Annotated in this window: 12 protein-coding genes; 10 read left to right on the top strand and 2 right to left on the bottom strand. The window is 28.6% G+C overall.

Going from position 1 to position 18,144, the window contains the following annotated elements; all coding sequences use genetic code 11:
• The first annotated feature begins 121 nt into the window (after positions 1 to 121).
• The 8 genes from AYC61_RS01050 to AYC61_RS01015 all read left to right on the top strand — a co-directional run bounded on the left by AYC61_RS01050 (position 122) and on the right by AYC61_RS01015 (position 6,600).
• Positions 122 to 643 carry a nitroreductase family protein gene (locus AYC61_RS01050; RefSeq protein WP_066495510.1) on the top strand — a complete coding sequence of 174 codons (522 nt, stop codon included), beginning with the start codon at positions 122 to 124 and terminating at the stop codon, positions 641 to 643.
• Positions 644 to 926: 283 nt separating this feature from the next.
• On the top strand, positions 927 to 1,115 hold the full coding sequence (locus AYC61_RS01045) for a hypothetical protein (RefSeq protein ID WP_066495508.1): 189 nt from the start codon (positions 927 to 929) through the stop codon (positions 1,113 to 1,115).
• Between the two features lie 62 nt (positions 1,116 to 1,177).
• Positions 1,178 to 1,906, top strand: a complete 729-nt coding sequence (locus AYC61_RS01040) for a Fic family protein (protein WP_066495506.1) — start codon at positions 1,178 to 1,180, stop codon at positions 1,904 to 1,906.
• A gap of 233 nt (positions 1,907 to 2,139) precedes the next feature.
• Positions 2,140 to 2,976 (top strand): YwqG family protein, encoded by an 837-nt coding sequence (locus AYC61_RS01035; RefSeq protein ID WP_066495504.1) that lies wholly within the window; start codon positions 2,140 to 2,142, stop codon positions 2,974 to 2,976.
• Positions 2,977 to 3,176: 200 nt separating this feature from the next.
• Complete coding sequence (locus AYC61_RS01030; protein WP_066495503.1) at positions 3,177 to 3,932, top strand: PdaC/SigV domain-containing protein; 756 nt, start codon at positions 3,177 to 3,179, stop codon at positions 3,930 to 3,932.
• Positions 3,933 to 4,311: 379 nt separating this feature from the next.
• Positions 4,312 to 5,076: a MerR family transcriptional regulator gene (locus AYC61_RS01025; RefSeq protein ID WP_066495496.1), complete on the top strand. Its 765-nt coding sequence runs from the start codon at positions 4,312 to 4,314 to the stop codon at positions 5,074 to 5,076.
• 62 nt (positions 5,077 to 5,138) lie between these two features.
• Positions 5,139 to 5,870 (top strand): ABC transporter ATP-binding protein, encoded by a 732-nt coding sequence (locus tag AYC61_RS01020; protein ID WP_066495494.1) that lies wholly within the window; start codon positions 5,139 to 5,141, stop codon positions 5,868 to 5,870.
• Positions 5,857 to 6,600, top strand: coding sequence for an ABC transporter permease (locus AYC61_RS01015; protein ID WP_066495492.1), 744 nt, complete (start codon positions 5,857 to 5,859; stop codon positions 6,598 to 6,600). Before AYC61_RS01020 ends, AYC61_RS01015 begins: the two co-directional genes overlap by 14 nt.
• A gap of 935 nt (positions 6,601 to 7,535) precedes the next feature.
• On the opposite strand, the gene AYC61_RS20880 is transcribed toward AYC61_RS01015, so the two are convergent.
• On the bottom strand, positions 7,536 to 7,697 hold the full coding sequence (locus AYC61_RS20880; RefSeq protein WP_156456284.1) for a hypothetical protein: 162 nt from the start codon (positions 7,695 to 7,697) through the stop codon (positions 7,536 to 7,538).
• A 72-nt stretch (positions 7,698 to 7,769) separates the two neighbouring features.
• Positions 7,770 to 8,168 carry a hypothetical protein gene (locus AYC61_RS01010; RefSeq protein ID WP_066495490.1) on the bottom strand — a complete coding sequence of 133 codons (399 nt, stop codon included), beginning with the start codon at positions 8,166 to 8,168 and terminating at the stop codon, positions 7,770 to 7,772.
• 910 nt (positions 8,169 to 9,078) lie between these two features.
• On the opposite strand from AYC61_RS01010, the gene AYC61_RS01005 reads away from it, so the two are divergent.
• A complete protein-coding gene (locus AYC61_RS01005; protein ID WP_066495485.1) occupies positions 9,079 to 13,656 on the top strand; it encodes a non-ribosomal peptide synthetase in 4,578 nt (1,525 codons plus the stop codon).
• Between the two features lie 162 nt (positions 13,657 to 13,818).
• The coding region (locus tag AYC61_RS01000) for a non-ribosomal peptide synthetase (protein WP_156456283.1) at positions 13,819 to 18,144 on the top strand (4,326 nt) is incomplete at its 3' end.

Genomic DNA, 18,144 nt, shown 5'->3' with positions numbered 1-18,144 from the left:
TATGAAGCATTATTCGCATTATGACAGAAAAGTGCCTTTACATAAACATTTAATGTGACTTACATGGTGAAGCATTGCTAAATAAATGGCAAAGGGTACTAGGTGATTGGAGGAAATAAAAATGAATTTTTTAGAATTAGCAAAACAAAGGTGTACAACACGAGGATTTACAGATAAGAAAATAGATAAAAATGATCTAAAATTGATTTTATCAGCAGGACGAGTTGCACCAACTGCCTGCAACAAACAGCCTCAAAGAATAATAGCAGTACAACAGCCAGACAATATACTTAAGGTGCAAAAAGCATATCAGACTTTTGGCTCACAATGTGTTCTTATAGTTTGTAGGGATACAAGGGATGAATTAATACGCCCCTTTGATCAAAAATGTTCGGGTGATTTAGATATTGGTATCATATGTGATCACATGATGCTGGAAGCAAGGGAATTGAATATAGGAAGTGTGATGGTTGGGTTGTTTGACCCTGAAATAATAAGAAAAGAATTTGATATACCAAAGTACATAGAACCTACAGCATTAATAATTTTAGGTTATCCAAACAGTGGATTTTTAAGTCCGGAGCGTCATAATAAGGAAAGAAAACCACTTACCAATACGGTAATGTATGAAAAATATAGTTAGTAAATTTGTTAATCAAAATGTAAAAACACTACGTACAATAAAATAAGAACTGCCTTGCCGTATAATAAAAGTTTTGGCAGTTAATATTTTATGTTGAAATTACATAAAAGAAAGCTTAAACAGCGGTTTTGATTTTAAATTCTTAAATTCGCTGTTTAATGGGTGGGAGGATATATAGCTATATTATCAATGAGTTCATTTGTATTATATATCAAAAAAACTTCAATAGCACTTATAATAAGGCTATGGATTAACATTAATTTACGGAATTTTAAATATAGGTATGGAAATAAGAAATATTGTTATCAGAACTTTAATGGATATGTTTCCTAATGAAGGTAATTTAAAAACAGCAGGAGATTTGTATAGCTTTCTAAAAAATATGTTCAAAGATGCATTACAGGAAATGCTAGAAGCAGACAAAATGATTTGCTTGTGTAATATTTATGAATATGATATATTTAAAATATGAAAATTTTGTATTTGGATATAAATATTTTGGTGAAGTTAAAAAATTAATAAGGAATGATATATATGTTTAAGGATATTAATAAAAAGAAGAAACGGCTAGATAGTTTAAGACCATTACCTATAGAAACCGTAAAAAGTATAAGAAAAAAAGTATTATTGGACTGGACATATAATTCAAATGCAATAGAAGGAAATACCTTAACATTAATTGAGACAAAAGTTATTTTAGAAGGAATTACAGTAGGAGGCAAGACATTAAGAGAACATTTAGAGGTTGTAAACCATAGAGAAGCAATCTTGTATATAGAAGACATAGTTAAAAACAAAGAAGAGTTAACTGAGTGGCAAATTAGAAATATTCATAGACTAATACTTAAAGGAATCAACGATTCTTATGCAGGTGTATATAGGGATAAGGATGTTTTAATAGCAGGAGCATCACATATACCACCAGAACATATAATGGTAAAAGAAAAAATGTCATTCTTTATACAAAAATATAATAAAGAATTTGCAAAAATGCATCCAATTGAACGTGCAAGCAGAGTACATGCAGATTTTGTGCTTATACACCCATTTATAGATGGAAACGGAAGAACAGCAAGGTTATTGCTTAATTTTGAACTAATGAAAAATGGATATCCACCAGTTGTTATTAAAACTGAAGATAGGCTTAGCTATTATGAAAACTTAGATAAATGTAGTAAAATGGAGTATAGAGATTTTATAAAAATGGTAGCTAGAGAAGTAGAAAACAGCCTTGATTTATATTTAAAGTTAATTGATAAGTAAATTTAATATAAGATTTAATATACAATAAAAAATTCCTTTTGCTTTTGGCAAAGGGGATTTCTCTATATAAGGCAACAATAATGGAGTAGATTTAATAAAATTAGGTTAATGACAATAAGATAAAAGCATCAACATACTATATCGACCCTTAGCAGGGTTCAAAGGTAACTACACAATTGTAGGATAGTACGAAGTAAAGATTATTTGTTTTATCTAGATAAAGGAGAGGAAAAATGGATTTAAATAAAGTATTTAATGAGATGAAAAAGAATGCTATAAAACTTGACTTTACTAAGAGCAAAGAAGATTTACCTATTGGAACATCTAAATTTGGAGGAAAGCCAGATGTTCCAAAGGATTTTAAGTGGTTTTATTATGAAGGAGAAAATTTCAACGGTGAAACCCAAAACCGCCCATTGAGTTTTTTGGCACAAATAAATTGTGAGGAAGTCAAAAAGTATGATGAAGATGGTCTGCTTCCAACCAAAGGGATTCTTTATTTCTTTTATGAACTTTCTACTATGACATGGGGATTTGACCCACAAGATAAAGGAAGTGCTAAAGTTTTTTATTTTGATGGCTATGTAACAGAGCTTAATAGAGTAGAATTTCCTGATGATATGGAAGATGAGTTTAAGTTGCCTGAAATACAACTTGATTTTAATAAAAAATATGATTTGCCTTCTTATGAGGAGTTTAATGAATTATGCAATTATGATAATTGGGATGAATACGATGAAATAAGAGTACTAAAAGGTTATGAACAGGAAGAAGTCATTAGTAAATTATTGGGATATGCTGATGTTATACAAAATGGAATGTTACTTGAGTGTGAGAAAGTTACCAATGGAATCTACTGTGGTGATATACCGCAAATTGACAATGAAAAGTTGAAATGTTTGAAGAAAAATTGTAATCAATGGCAACTATTATTTCAGCTAGATACCGTTACAATAAATGATTTTGAACTAATGTTTGGTGATTGTGGGCGAATCTATTTTTATATAAAGAAGGATGATTTGAAAATCCGCAAATTTGATAATTGCTGGTTAATTCTACAATGTGGTTAACTGTATTAAGAGATAATTCTTTAATAAATATGAAAATATTAATATATAATAGCTTAATATGAAGTAAAGAGCATTAATTTAGTCTAGTCCAAATGAGGTGAAGATGTTCATTATCATGGAATAATGTGGCTATAAAATTTATAAAAAGAGGGAGCATACCCTGTGAAAATAGAATAAGCCTACGAGGTGACAGATGTATTATGAAAAGAATTATTATACTTACTAGTATTTTAATATTCACAATTTATTTTACTGGATGCAATAAAACAGAAGAATTAGATCAAATTACTGATGATAGTTATGAAATTTCAACTATAATTTATGCTGAGGAAGATGATAATAACAATATTAGTATAGAGTATCCTAAAGTATCAGGTCTAAGTGATGAAGCTAAACAAAAAACGATAAATGATATGATAAAAGCTGAAGCTCTTAAAGTGTATAATGATTACAATTATGAGGATAGAGGTCATTTAAGTTTAAAAATTGAATACAATATTACTTTAAAAAATGGATGTATTTTAAGTATTCAATATTTTGGATTAGGAGATGCCCAAATGGCACCACACCCTCATAAGTTGTTTTATACTACAAATATTGATATGAAGATGGGGAATAGATTAAGACTAGTAGACCTAGTTAATATAGAAGAAAAGTTAGTAAACATGTTTATTAATGGAGAGTTTAAACCCTTATGGCCAGAACAAGAAGAGTTAGCCTTGAGTAACTATGGAACTTATGAGGTAGTAAAGGAAAGTCTTATTAATGCTGATAGTATAGATACTATGGAATCAGTATTTAGTTATTTAACAAATGATACACTGGGCATATCAATTCCAGCTGCTCATGCAATAGGAGGGCATGCAGAATTTGAGATTAAATATAAATATATTGCAGAATATTTAAAAGATGATAGTGAAGGATGGAAAGAATTTATGTCTAATACAGAGGAATAAGTTTAAAATTTCTTGTTTGATGAAGTGGCTGTTTCCATCTTCAACTCATACAAGAGAGTGTTTCCAACATCATCAGTTTCAAGTAAGTTGTTTTAACAAGCATATTGAGCTGGAAATATTCATTCGTGTAAAATAGGGTCACATTTCATTTTATGAAATATATTGACTTGTAGCTAATACTCCAACTTAGATAATAACAATATGTGGTACATAGTGGTATACTTAAAGTATAAGCTAATTCGTGGTTGTAAAAAAATAAGAATTTTATTAGTACTCAAGTTATTGAATATTGGGTATGCTTTTTTTAAAATAAAGTATACACTATAACACCAGACTTTAAACCTGCATTATAATAAGGATAAATGGAGGTGGAGATGTTATGGAAAATAAATATAAGACAGCACAAGTAGCAAAGGTAATAGGCATACACCCTAATACAGTAAGGTTGTATGAAAAACTAGAATTAATACCTAAACCTCAAAGATTATCCAATGGATATCGAGTTTTTACAGATTTTCATATTGCACAATTTAAGCTGACCAGGACAGCACTTAAAGTTGAAGTGTTGCAAAGCGGTCTTAGGAAAAATATAATTAATATTATTAAATTATCTGCCCAAGGTAAATTTCAAAAGGCAATTGCATATACAAATAACTATATAAATCAAGTTAAAATAGAACAGAAGAATGCGGAAGAGGCTATAGAAATTACAAAAAAATTACTCTCTGGTATACAAGAGAAAGAAAAGGATGTAGCTTTCACAAGAAAACAAACTGCAGTTTACTTAAGAGTTACCATAGATACGTTAAGAAATTGGGAAATGAATGGGTTAATTTCTGTAAAAAGAAAACAAAATGGATATAGGGTATATACTAAAAATGATATTCAAATATTAAAGATAATACGTTCTTTACGTTGTGCAAATTATTCACTTGCAGCAATTTTGCGTATGGTAAGTGCCCTATCAAATAATTCAGAAATCGATGTACGAGAGGTTCTTAATACACCAAAAGCTGATGAAGATATTGTAACAGCATGTGATAAGCTTCTTACTTCACTAAGTAACGCGGAATTAAATGCAAATTGCGTTTTAAGTCAGTTAAAAGAAATGCAAGAAAAATTTAATATAAACCCTACAGTTTAACACCAGACTTTATTATGGTGTTATTCTCTTTTATATATTAAAAAATAGGAGGGTTTTTATATATGGAAACAGTTAAAATTCATGCCTTATGCAAAGCATACGGAAATATACAGGCTGTAAATAACGTTAGCATATCAGTTAAAAGTGGAGAAGTGTTTGGATTACTTGGTGCTAATGGAGCTGGGAAAAGTACCACCATTGAATGTGTTTTAGGTACAAAGGAATTTGATAGCGGCTCAATTTCTATTTTAGGAATGCATCCACAAAAACAAAGAAAGAAATTATATCAGAAAGTTGGAGTCCAATTTCAAGAATCAAGCTATCAAGATAAAATAACAGTAGCAGAGCTTTGTAAAGTAACACAAGCCCTTTACAAACAGCCAGCAGATTATGTAGAATTGTTAAAACAGTTTGGGCTTTCGGATAAATGTAAAAGTCAAGTGAGTGAACTTTCAGGAGGGCAAAAGCAGCGCTTATTTATTATACTTGCCTTTATTCCTAACCCAGAAGTTGTGTTTTTAGATGAACTAACAACAGGACTTGATGCTAGAGCAAGGAGAGAGGTATGGAAAGGACTTTTGGATTTAAAAAAGAAAGGACTTACTATCTTTTTAACTTCGCATTTTATGGATGAGGTAGAAGCATTGTGTGATAGGATTTGTATTCTTAAAAAAGGAAAAAGTATTTTCTATGGAACGGTGCAGGAAGCAATCGCAGGAAGCCCATATGAGAAATTTGAGGAAGCTTATTTATGGTATACAGACGAGGAGGAAGATGATCATGAGAGCATTTAGAACAATGTTGAAAACAGAACTGAAATTATCTCTTCGAGGGATGGATATGTTTATTTTTGCAATTTGCATGCCAGTAGTGGTAACAATACTTATTGGTATTATCTACGAAAATAAATTAGCCTTTGATGGTGCAGGATACACTTTTTTAGAACAATCATTTGGAGCTATCACTACAATTGCAATATGTGCAGGGGGTGTCATGGGATTACCACTGGTGGTGTCCGACTATCGTCATAAAAAAATTCTAAAGAGGTTTAAAGTAACACCTATAAGTCCTGCTGTAATTTTAGCAGTGCAGGTAGTAATTTATGCATTTTATGCTATTGCTTCATTTATACTTGTTTATGTCACCGTAACGATTTTCTTTGGGTTTCGCTTCAATGGTTCCTGGCTCCAGTTTTTAGGTTCCTATTTCTTGGTAATGGGATCTATGTTTAGTATAGGCATTATGGTAGGAGGAATTGCTCCCAATTTAAAGACAGCAAGTGTTACAGCAAGTATATTATATTTCTCTATGTTGATTTTTTCAGGAGCAACGTTGCCCTATGAAATTATGCCAACAGCACTTCAAAAGTGTTCCAATATATTACCCTTAACACAAGGAATAAAGCTTTTAAAGGCGGCTTCACTTTGTTTGACGGTAGATAGTGTGATGATGCCCATTATTATAATGATTGCTCTTGGGGTAATATGTACTGGGGTAGCTCTTCAATTTTTCAAATGGGAATAAAAGTAAATACGTATTATTTCAGAAATGAGATTGGATTTTTTTAATGTACAATTCTAAGAAGGGATGTAGTAAAACTATATCCCTTGCTACTAAAACGGTGAACTGTACAATAATGGTGACTAATTTAAATTTATTTCACAATCTTCTTATATTGTTCATTAACAAGTGTATAAATTATCTTTGTTTTATTTTCGAAAAAGAACCGTATACGTACGTGGAGTTTTATGGATATTCATATGATGATTAATACTCTGTAACAAAAGATGATGAAATACCGTTTTAGAATAAATAAAATATTGAAAGCTATAAATTAATTGTTGAGAGCTTTAAAAAAAGATAAATTATAACAATAAAAGAAAGTTTGAAATTGTTGTAAAATGTATTCAACAACTTTTGAAGAAGCGGAAATAGAGCTAGTTGGCAAGTAAGAATTAGAATTTGAAGGTATAAATTATTTCGTTCATGATTACGAAGAAGAAGCTATAAGCTTCTCTCAGATATTAAAATTTTAACATTTATTCAACAGTAAAATGAAGAGAGCAATATACTCAATGAAAAGGAAATATTTTTTAGCCCTTACTTGATAGCGGTTATGTATCAAGGATAGTAAAGAAGACAATAGAAAAATTAAATAAAGAGTTAACGCAATCGGATTAAAGACAGATGCATAAGTTTCTATATAATTGTTTGGGGGGGTATGCATTTGATAGAAAATTGTATTGGTAAGAAAAAAATTTGAAATATTTGCTATTATAGAGAGAAACACAAAATTATTTACACGCCCTAACTATCCAAAATATCAAGTATTTCATAGAATCTAAAAATCCTGTTACGTTTTCTATCATTCACAAAGATTTTATTTGAAGACAATAATTTTTGTACATGTAAATTAGCTGTGCTGTGACTGATATCTAACGAATTCTGAATTTCATATACTAACATCTTATTAATTTTTTTCTTCTAATTAAATAACCTATTCCAACAATAATTAACTCTACAATTAATATATATAATGCAGCTTCTATTCTATCCCTAGGAAAAATGATTAATACAACTATGCCTATAATGGCAAATATAAATTTTTTATTACTAGTCATATGTCTACCTCATATTTTAAACAAATAAATTAAGTAAGAAAATCACACGTAACAGGTCTAAATTACTTTGTTTTACTTAATCATACTAAAATACTTTTCATAATCTATAGAGCCTACAACAGTATAATTTTTCCCATTAACCATGACATATTCATTATCAGTAATACATAACTTGACTTTATTATCCTTATCACTAACACATATAGAATATTTATATCCATTAAGAAAATCATCTTTAAATTCTATTAAAAAATAATCTTCTATGTCATCAATAAATCTATTTATAACTTCTTGATCCTCAGTTTCTTTTTTATCTCCTGTAGTACCATCCATTATACTTAGTTTTTTATAAAGCTTTGCATCTTGTTTTAATATAGTAGAAAGTTTAACTATATTTTCATCTTCAGTAGTACAACTAATGAGAAAACTTGTTAACAACAAAATAATTAAAATAATTAATATTTTTTTCATACTATACAACTCCTAAAGAAAATATACTTCATTACATAAAAAGCTTAATATTATATAGAGTAATCTAAAGGCACAAATATTCTAAGCACATCATAACATATATGCTATAATATGTAAAATAAACTATTGATGAATTTATATTAAGTAAATGAAATGCCATCAATCCTGTAGATCCAGTTACTGCAAGAATCCAAAAACCTAATGCTATAGAATAAGCTTTATCTCCTAAAGATGATACAAGTTGGCCTTGTAATAAAAGAATAAAGTTATTATTCCAAAGCTCGTTTTCATTACTTTTTTCTTTTGAGAATTAAACTTTAGTTTTAATTATATTCATGACTATTCTCCTTATAATATTATTTTTATAGATAACTAAACTTAAGGCTTAAGATATATAATGCAATTCTTAATTCTAAGTTTTTTAATTCTGTAAAACATGTCTAATATCCTTAACAAATATTTCAACACAATTAATTGTAATCAACCACCATTATTAGAAAATATTAACCTAATATATAAATCATTAGTAATATAATACATAATCTAATATTTTATTTTTTTATATTAAAAAAAGGTTGAATTAAATAGAAAAATACTATAAAATTAATACTATAATTTACAAATATAAAAAAAAATTAAAAATGTAGAATTAAGAAGAATAACATAAAAAAAAAGTAAATTAAAACAATAAATATACAATAATACATAATATGTATTTTAGTTTCTGTGTATGTAACATATATTACAAAAATTATTTATTTCGATATACACTACTATAAATTTACTACCTTAGAAAAAATCAATAGTATAAAAGTTGCAAGAAATAAAATATGTAATTGTATTTAATATTTGATTATATATCACATTTTTATGTTTGATTTTTCAAATCTATAGAAGGAAGAAAAGGTATATGAGAAGATCAGAAAAAATAGATAGAAAAGATATAGACGATATAATTGCATTGACACCTATGCAAAAAGGTATGCTATTCCATTATCTGAAGAATCCAAAAAGTGACGAATATTTTGAACAGCTTTGTTTGGGAATATATGCAAATGTGCAGTTTAACTTTTTTCAAAAAGCTTGGGAGTTTGTTGTGGAAACAAATGAAATGTTAAGAACTTTATATCGTTGGGAGAAGTTAGAAAAACCAATTCAAATAATATTAAAACAGCATAGTTTAAGAATTAATTTAAATGATATTTCGAATGAAGTTGATGAAAACAAGGAAAAATTATTACAAAAAATTAAAACTGAGGATAGGAAAAAAAATTTTAATTTGAGTAGTGTTCCGTTTAGAGTGACTTTATGTAAGACTACAGAAGATAAGTATCAAATGATAATAAGCAATCATCATATATTATATGATGGGTGGAGTACTGGAATTATTCTTAAGGAATTTTTTAAGGCTTATAACGATTTATTAGTTGGAAAACAATTAATACATCCAAGAAAAAATAGATTTAGAGAATTTGTTAAGTGGATTGAAAACCAAGATAGAAGCAAGGAAGAGATATATTGGAAAGAATATCTAAAGGGGTTCAATGGAAAAAGTAGTTTTTCTTTAGATTCAGGAAAAGAAAAGGCTGATAGAAGATTTGGACAATATACTTATAAATTTTCTAAAAAGTTGACAAAAAAAGTATTGAATTTTGCAAAGGAAAAAAAGCTTACTTTAGCAGCTTTACTCTATAGTTCATGGGGGATATTGTTACAAAGATATATAAATAGTGAGGATGTAGTTTTTGGTACTGCTATTTCAGGAAGAAATGTAGAAATAAGTGGCATAGATAATATTGTTGGACTATTTGTTAATACATTACCATTAAGAATTAATACTAGTAATGATATTAATGTTTTACAATTATTAAAAAATGTTACTATGTCGATGCATGAAAGAGAAAAATATGAAGCAACATCATTAGTAGATATAAAAAAATATTGCGGCATAAATAGGAAAGGAAACATATTTGATTCTCTTTTAGTAATAGAAAATTATCCATTAGATAGTTTTATAACTAATCAAAAAAATGTTTTAACAGTAAACGATTATTCAATATTTGAAAGAACAAATTTTGATTTAACAATAAGCGTTACTACATTAAAAGACATTGATATAACTTATTATTTCAATAAAGCTGTATTTAGTGATGAAATTATATTAAAGATTTCACAACATTTTGAGATGATTGTTAAAAATATTACAAATTATCCGGAGAAAAAAGTGGATGAAATAGATATGTTGACTAATTTTGAAGAAGAGCAGATATTAAATGGCTTTAATAACACCGGAACAAACTTTCCAAAAAATAAGACAATAAAAGTTCTGTTTGAAGATCAGGCAGAAAAAACACCAGAAGGTATTGCTGTCATATATGAAGATACTCAATTAACATATAAAGAATTAAATGAAAGAGCAAATCAAGTTGCAAGAGTATTGAGGGAAAAAGGTATAGGACCTGATAATATAGTTGGAATAATAATAGAAAAATCTTTAGATATGGTAATTGGGATAATAGGTATATTAAAAGCTGGAGGAGCATATCTGCCTATTGATCCAAATTGTCCTAAAGATAGAATAGAATTTATGCTCATAGAGAGTGATGTAAGTCTATTATTAACAACTAAAAAAGTAGCAAAGCAAACAGGACTAAATAAAGAGTCTGTATACATAGATGATGAGGATATTTATAAAAATGATAAAACAAATCTTATATGTCTAACAAAACCTAACAATTTAGCATATGTAATTTATACATCTGGTACAACGGATAGACCCAAAGGGGTAATGATAGAACACAAAAATGTTGTGAGATTGATGTTCAATGATAATTTTTTATTTGATTTTAATAGCAGTGATGTGTGGACAATGTTTCATTCATATTGTTTTGATTTTTCGGTATGGGAAATGTACGGAGCATTGCTATATGGTGGAAAATTGATTTTGATACCAGAGTTGGTATCAAAAGATCCTTTGAGTTTTTTGGAAATACTAAAAGAAGAAGGAGTAACAGTATTAAACCAGACGCCCTCAGCATTTTATAATCTGATAAATGAGGAACTAAAGTATAGTGAGGCTAATTTGAATATGAAATACGTTATTCTCGGAGGAGATGCTTTAAAACCGATAAAACTTAAGATGTGGAAAGATAAATATCCTAAAACAAAAATAATAAATATGTATGGAATAACAGAGACTACTGTACATGCTACATTTAAGGAGATAAGCTATAAAGAAATCAAATCGAATATAAGTAATATAGGAAAACCTATACCGACTTTGAGGGCATATATAATGAATCATAAATTTAAAATACTACCTATAGGAGTGCCTGGAGAATTATATATTGGAGGAGAGGGTATAGCAAGAGGATATTTAAACAGACCCAATTTAACTAAAGAAAAATTTATTGAAAACCCATATAAAAACGGTGAGAGAATATATAAATCAGGAGATTTAGTTAGATTATTATCTAATGGAGAAATGGAGTATTTAGGAAGAATAGACAATCAAGTAAAGATAAGGGGATATAGAGTAGAACTTGGCGAAATAGAGAATAGTCTTTTAAAACATAAAAAAATAAAGGAAGCAGTAGTTATAGAAAGGGAGGACGAAGAAGGAAATAAATATTTATGTGCTTATGTAGTATCAGACAAAGAATTTACAGTAACAGAGATTAGGAAGTTTCTATCAAAAAGATTGTCGGATTATATGATACCATCATATTTTATATACATAGAAAAAATACCCATTACGACAAATGGAAAAATAGATAGAGAAGCATTATTAAAACTAGATATAGATACAAATACTTCAGTAGAATATGAAGCGCCAAGAAATGATATAGAAGAAATATTGCTAAAGATATGGCAAGAAGTTCTGTCAATAAATAGAGATATAGGAATAAATGATAACTTCTTTGAAATAGGAGGAGACTCAATAAAGGCGATACAAATATCAGCAAGATTACAAAAGTATAATTTAAAAATAGAGGTTAAAAACATATTTAAGTATCCTACGATAAAACAGTTAAGTTTTTATGTGAAAGATATAATGATAAAAACAGAGCAAAGTTTAATAACAGGTTATGTAAATTTGACTCCTATACAAAAGTGTTTTTTTCAAAAGAACATAACAGATATGCATCACTGGAATCAATCGGTAATGTTATATAGAGAAGAAGGCTTTAAAGAAGAAATAATTAAAAAAGCATTTAGAGAGATAGAAAAACACCACGATGCTTTAAGAATAGTATATAAGAAAAGGGGGAAGAAAGTTAAACAGATAAATCGAGGATTAGAAAGGGATTTAATAGATATTGAGGTGTATGACTTAGGAGTAGAGTATGAAAAGTCAATAGAAGAGAGGGCAAATAGGATACAAGGTAGTATAGATTTATATAAAGGATCATTAGTTAAGCTAGCTTTATTTAAGACAGAGAGGGGCGATTATTTACTAATAGTTATACATCACTTAATAATAGATGGGGTGTCATGGAGAATATTATTTGAAGATTTCACAACTGTATATGAACAAATAGAAAATGGACATGCTATAAACCTTCCATTAAAAACAACATCCTTTAAAGAGTGGGCACAAAGACTAAGTGAATATTCAAAAAACAAGGAATTACTAAAAACTACAAGATATTGGAGTGATATAGAATCAATAGATATACTACCTTTACCTATGGACGATAAAGCTATAGATAACAAATTAAAAGATAGTAATAATATATTTATACAGTTATCAAAGGAAGAAACAGAAAATTTACTAGGAGAAGTAAATAAAGCATATAATACGGAAATAAATGATATATTACTTTCAGCTATAGGAGTAACTATAAAGGAATGGACGGGACATAATAAAGTATTAATAAATGTAGAAGGACATGGTAGAGAAGAAATAATAGAGAATGTAGATATAACAAGGACAATTGGATGGTTTACATCACAGTATCCAGTAGTGATAGACATGAATAAATCAGATGAGTTAGCCTATGTAATAAAGAATACTAAAGAAACTTTAAGACGCATACCTAACAAAGGGATAGGGTATGGGATACTAAAATATATGACTCCAAAGGAGTATAAGGAAGAAATAAACTTCAAATTAGTACCTGAGATTAATTTTAATTATTTAGGACAAATTGATGCAGATATTAATAACAACCTATTTGAGATGTCAAATATTTCAGCAGGTAACGCTATGAGTATTAACTCTGAAAGATGTTACACATTGGATATAGGAGGAGTAATTTCTAAAGGAGTATTGAATATAAGAGTTAATTATAATTATCATCAATATAAAAAAGAAACAATTTTTCAATTAGTTAACATGTACAAGAAAAATTTACAGAGAATCATTAATCATTGTACAAATAAAGAAGATACAGAAAAGACCCTTAGTGATTTTACTTCTTATGACCTTGATGAATTAGAGGTAGATAAAATTTTTGATTCTATAAAAGACATAACTATAGAATAAATTTGATAAACTATATATTAAAATTACATATATTTACACTCTTGCTCTCAAAACATTGAGAATGTAAAGAATTATCTTACGAAATTAGAATGTAAAGTTTGTATTCAATTTAATATAGTTATATTTGACAATATAAATGTAGAAGAAGGAGCGGTATATAGTATGCTTAAAAAAAGTGATATAAAGGATATTTATTCTCTTTCTCCGATGCAGGAAGGCATGCTTTTTCATTATATAATGGATAAAACATCAACTGCATACTTTGAACAAACTGTTATTGGGATAGAGGGTACTCTGGATGTAGATTTGGTTGAAAAAAGCTTCAATAAATTAATTGAAAAATATGATGTATTAAGAACTATATTTATTTATAAAGGAACGAAAAAACCTAGACAAGTTGTAATAAAAAAAAGAAAAGCAAAGATATCTTTTAATGATATTTCGCATCAAGAAGAGAATAAAAAAGCCAAATTCATTGAAGCTTTTAAAGAAGAAGACAGAAAAAAGGGCTTTGATTTAGAAAAAAATGTACTCATGAGGATATCAATAATCAAGATCCAAGAAGAGGGTTATAAACTGATATGGAGTCATCATCACATCATAATGGATGGATGGTGTTTGGGAATTATAGTAAAAGACTTTTTGGAGTTTTATATAAAGCTAAAGAATGGAGAAAGTATCTATTTAGAATCTATGATACCTTACAGCACCTATATAAAATGGCTGGAGAAAAAAGATACTGTAGTGGGAGCAACTTACTGGCGGAAATACCTTAAGAAGTATGAAAATAAGGCAGTTGTTCCTAAATTAAAGAAAATTAAAGAAAATAGATCTATGCGAGATGAATATTGTTTCCAAATTAATGAGGAGTTTACACAAAGACTACAGAGTATCGCAAAGAAAAATGAAGTAACAATCAATACAATGTTTGAAGCAGTATGGGGAATTTTGCTTAGTAAATATAATAATACAGAAGATGTAGTATTTGGTTCAGTAGTTTCTGGTAGACAAGCAGAAATACCTGAAATAGAGACTGTTGTAGGATTATTTATAAATACCCTACCGGTAAGAATTAAATACAAAGAAGAAGATACATTTATCAACTTAATAAATAAAATACAGGATGAGGACGTTAAATCTAAAGAATATGACTATATTCCTTTAGCAGAAATACAATCATATAGTGAATTAAGACAGCATTTGATTAATCATATAATTGTATTTGAGAATTATCCTATAGAAGAAAACCTAACGAGTCTACATAGTAAAGATAAGTTAGGATTCACTATAAAGGATGTAAAAAGTAGTGAACATACTAATTATGATTTTGAAATTTTTGTGATACCTGGAAAAATAATGAATATAAACCTTAGATATAATTCAGGAGCCTATGATTATGAAACTATAAATAGAATAGTTATACATATATTAAATATAGTAGAGCAAATTTCAGCTGATGAAAATATAAATGTAAAGGACATAAAAATACTTACAGAGGGAGAAGAAAAAAAGTTTTTATATGAATTTAACGATACAAAGACAGATTATCCAAGGGATAAGACAATACAAGAGCTTTTTGAGGAGCAGGTAGAGAGAATGCCTGATAAAATAGCAATAACATGTGAAGATAAAAAACTAAGTTATAGAGAACTTAATGAAAAAGCAAATGGAGTTGCAAAGGTACTGAGAGATAAGGGAGTAAAAGCAGATACTATAGTCGGAATAATGGTAGAAAGATCCTTGGAAATGGTAACAGGGCTAGTAGGGATATTGAAGGCAGGAGGAGCATATTTACCAATAGATCCAGAATATCCTAAAGATAGAATTAATCATATGCTTGAAGATAGCAATACAGACATATTACTTACCCAAAGGAGATTAACAAATATACTTGAGTTTTCAGGAGAGATAATAGACTTAGAAGATAATGACATATATATAGGTAAAAGTAGAAATTTAGAAGTAATTAATAGAGCTAAAAACCTCGCATATGTAATATATACTTCAGGGTCAACTGGGAAACCTAAAGGAGTTATGGTTGAACATAGAAATGTTAGTAATTTTATAAGTGGGATAACAAATAAAATACAATTATCAGCAGAAAAAACTATACTTGGATTGACCTCAATTTCTTTTGATATATTTGTGCTAGAAACTATTGTACCTTTAATAAAAGGAATGAAAGTTGTAATAGCAAGTAAAGAACAGCAAGAGGATCCTAGGTTATTTAAACAAGTCATTATAAAAAATGATATTAACATATTACAAGTAACACCTTCTAGATTTAAGGCATTGATTTCAGATTGGGGTAATTGGAAATATCTAAATAGATTAAAAGAATTAATAGTTGGGGGAGAAGACTTTCCAAAAGAATTACTAAATAATATAAAAAATAAATTACATGTAAAAGTATATAACCTATATGGGCCTACAGAAACAACAGTTTGGTCAACTATAAAAGACTTAACAGATGAGACAGAAATAAACATAGGAAAACCCATAGCTAATACAAGGATAGATATATTGGATAAGTATGGAAATCAACAACCAATAGGAGTGGCAGGAGAATTATGTATAAGTGGAGACGGAGTGGCAAGGGGATATTTAAACAGATCAAAAATTACTATGACGAAGTTTGTAGACAATCCATTTATGCCTGATGTAAGAATGTATCGAACAGGAGATCTTGCAAGATGGCTTCCATGCGGAAACATAGAGTTTTTAGGTAGGATAGACAATCAAGTAAAGATAAAGGGATATAGAATAGAACTAGGAGAGATAGAAAATAATCTTTTACAACATGAAAAAATAAGAGAAGCAGTAGTTATAGTAAGAAAAGATGGAATTGAAGATAAATACTTGTGTGCATATATAGTATCAGATAAAGAGTTTACAACAACAGAGCTTAGGACATATTTATTAAAGCAACTACCAGGTTACATGATACCATCATACTTTATGCAGTTAGAAAGAATTCCTCTAACTCATAATGGTAAGATAGATAGAAAGACATTAGAAAAATTAGATATAAATATGACTACAGGAGTAGAATATGAAAGGCCACGGAATGAAGTAGAGACACGTCTTATAGATATATGGAGGAATGTGCTTAATGTAGATAAGATAGGTATTGATGATAACTTCTTTGACTTGGGAGGTCATTCCCTAAGAGCTACAATTCTTATGGCTAAGATACATAAAGAGTTAAATATAGAAATTCCCCTAAAAGAGATATTTACAAATTTAACTATAAGAGAACTTGCGCAATATATAGAAGAATTAGAAGAAAGTGTATATTTATCTATAGAACCTATAGATGAAAGAGAATATTATCCACTATCATCAGCCCAAAAGAGACTATATACATTACAACAGTTTGACTTAGAAGAGACAAGCTATAATATGACTGGAGCAATAACTCTAGAAGGAATAGTTAATAAAGATAAAATACAAAAAGCGTTTGATCAACTGATAAAAAGGCACGAAGCTTTAAGAACATCTTTTAAAATAGTAAATGGTGAACCAGTTCAGATAATCCATAAAAATATAAAATTTACAATAGATTACATGACTGTAAAAGAAAAAAAGGAAAAGGAGGACAAAATAAAGTATTTTATAGAACCTTTTGATTTAAGTAGATTACCACTATTGAGAGTTGGACTAATAAAGGTAGATGAGGAAAAGCATGTATTAATCTTTGATATGCATCATATAATATCAGACGGAGTATCAATGACATTACTTATAAAGGAGTTTATGGAGTATTACTCAGGAAAAGAACTAGAGAAGCTTATAATACAATATAAAGATTATGCTGTATGGCAAAAAGAAATATTAAGTAAAGATTTACTGAAAAAGCAAGAAGAATATTGGTTAGAGAGATTCAAAGGTGACATACCGGTACTTAATATGCCAACAGATTTTCAAAGACCACCAATACAAAGTTTTATTGGAGATAGGATAAATTTCAAAGTTAACAAAAAACTAACAAATGAATTATTTAAAATAGCAAGGGGAAATAAAGCATCATTGTATATGGTGTTACTTGCAGCCTATAATATATTACTTCATAAATATACAGGACAAGAAGACATAGTTGTAGGTTCGCCAATAACAGGTAGGACTCATGCAGATTTACAGAATGTAGTAGGAATGTTTGTAAATACATTAGCAATGAGAAATTATATAACTGGAACCAAAACATTTAAAGAATTATTGTCTGAAGTAAAAGAAAATGCACTTAAGGCATATGAAAATCAAGACTATCAATTTGAAGACTTAGTAGAGAAACTGTCCCTAACGAGAGATATTAGTAGAAATCCTTTATTCGATACAATGTTTGTGCTTCAAAATATGGAAAGTGAGAGTTTGAAAATAGATGGACTAAGAATAGAGCCAGTTGAGGTTGAAAATAAAACAACTAAGGCTGATATTATATTTAATACATTAGAAGTAGAAGAAGAATTGCAGTTTAATGTACAATATTCT

Origin of the sequence: Abyssisolibacter fermentans (assembly GCF_001559865.1) — a bacterium.
In the GTDB taxonomy this organism is placed as follows: domain Bacteria; phylum Bacillota; class Clostridia; order Tissierellales; family MCWD3; genus Abyssisolibacter; species Abyssisolibacter fermentans.
This window is presented reverse-complemented; position numbering and strand designations above follow the sequence as displayed.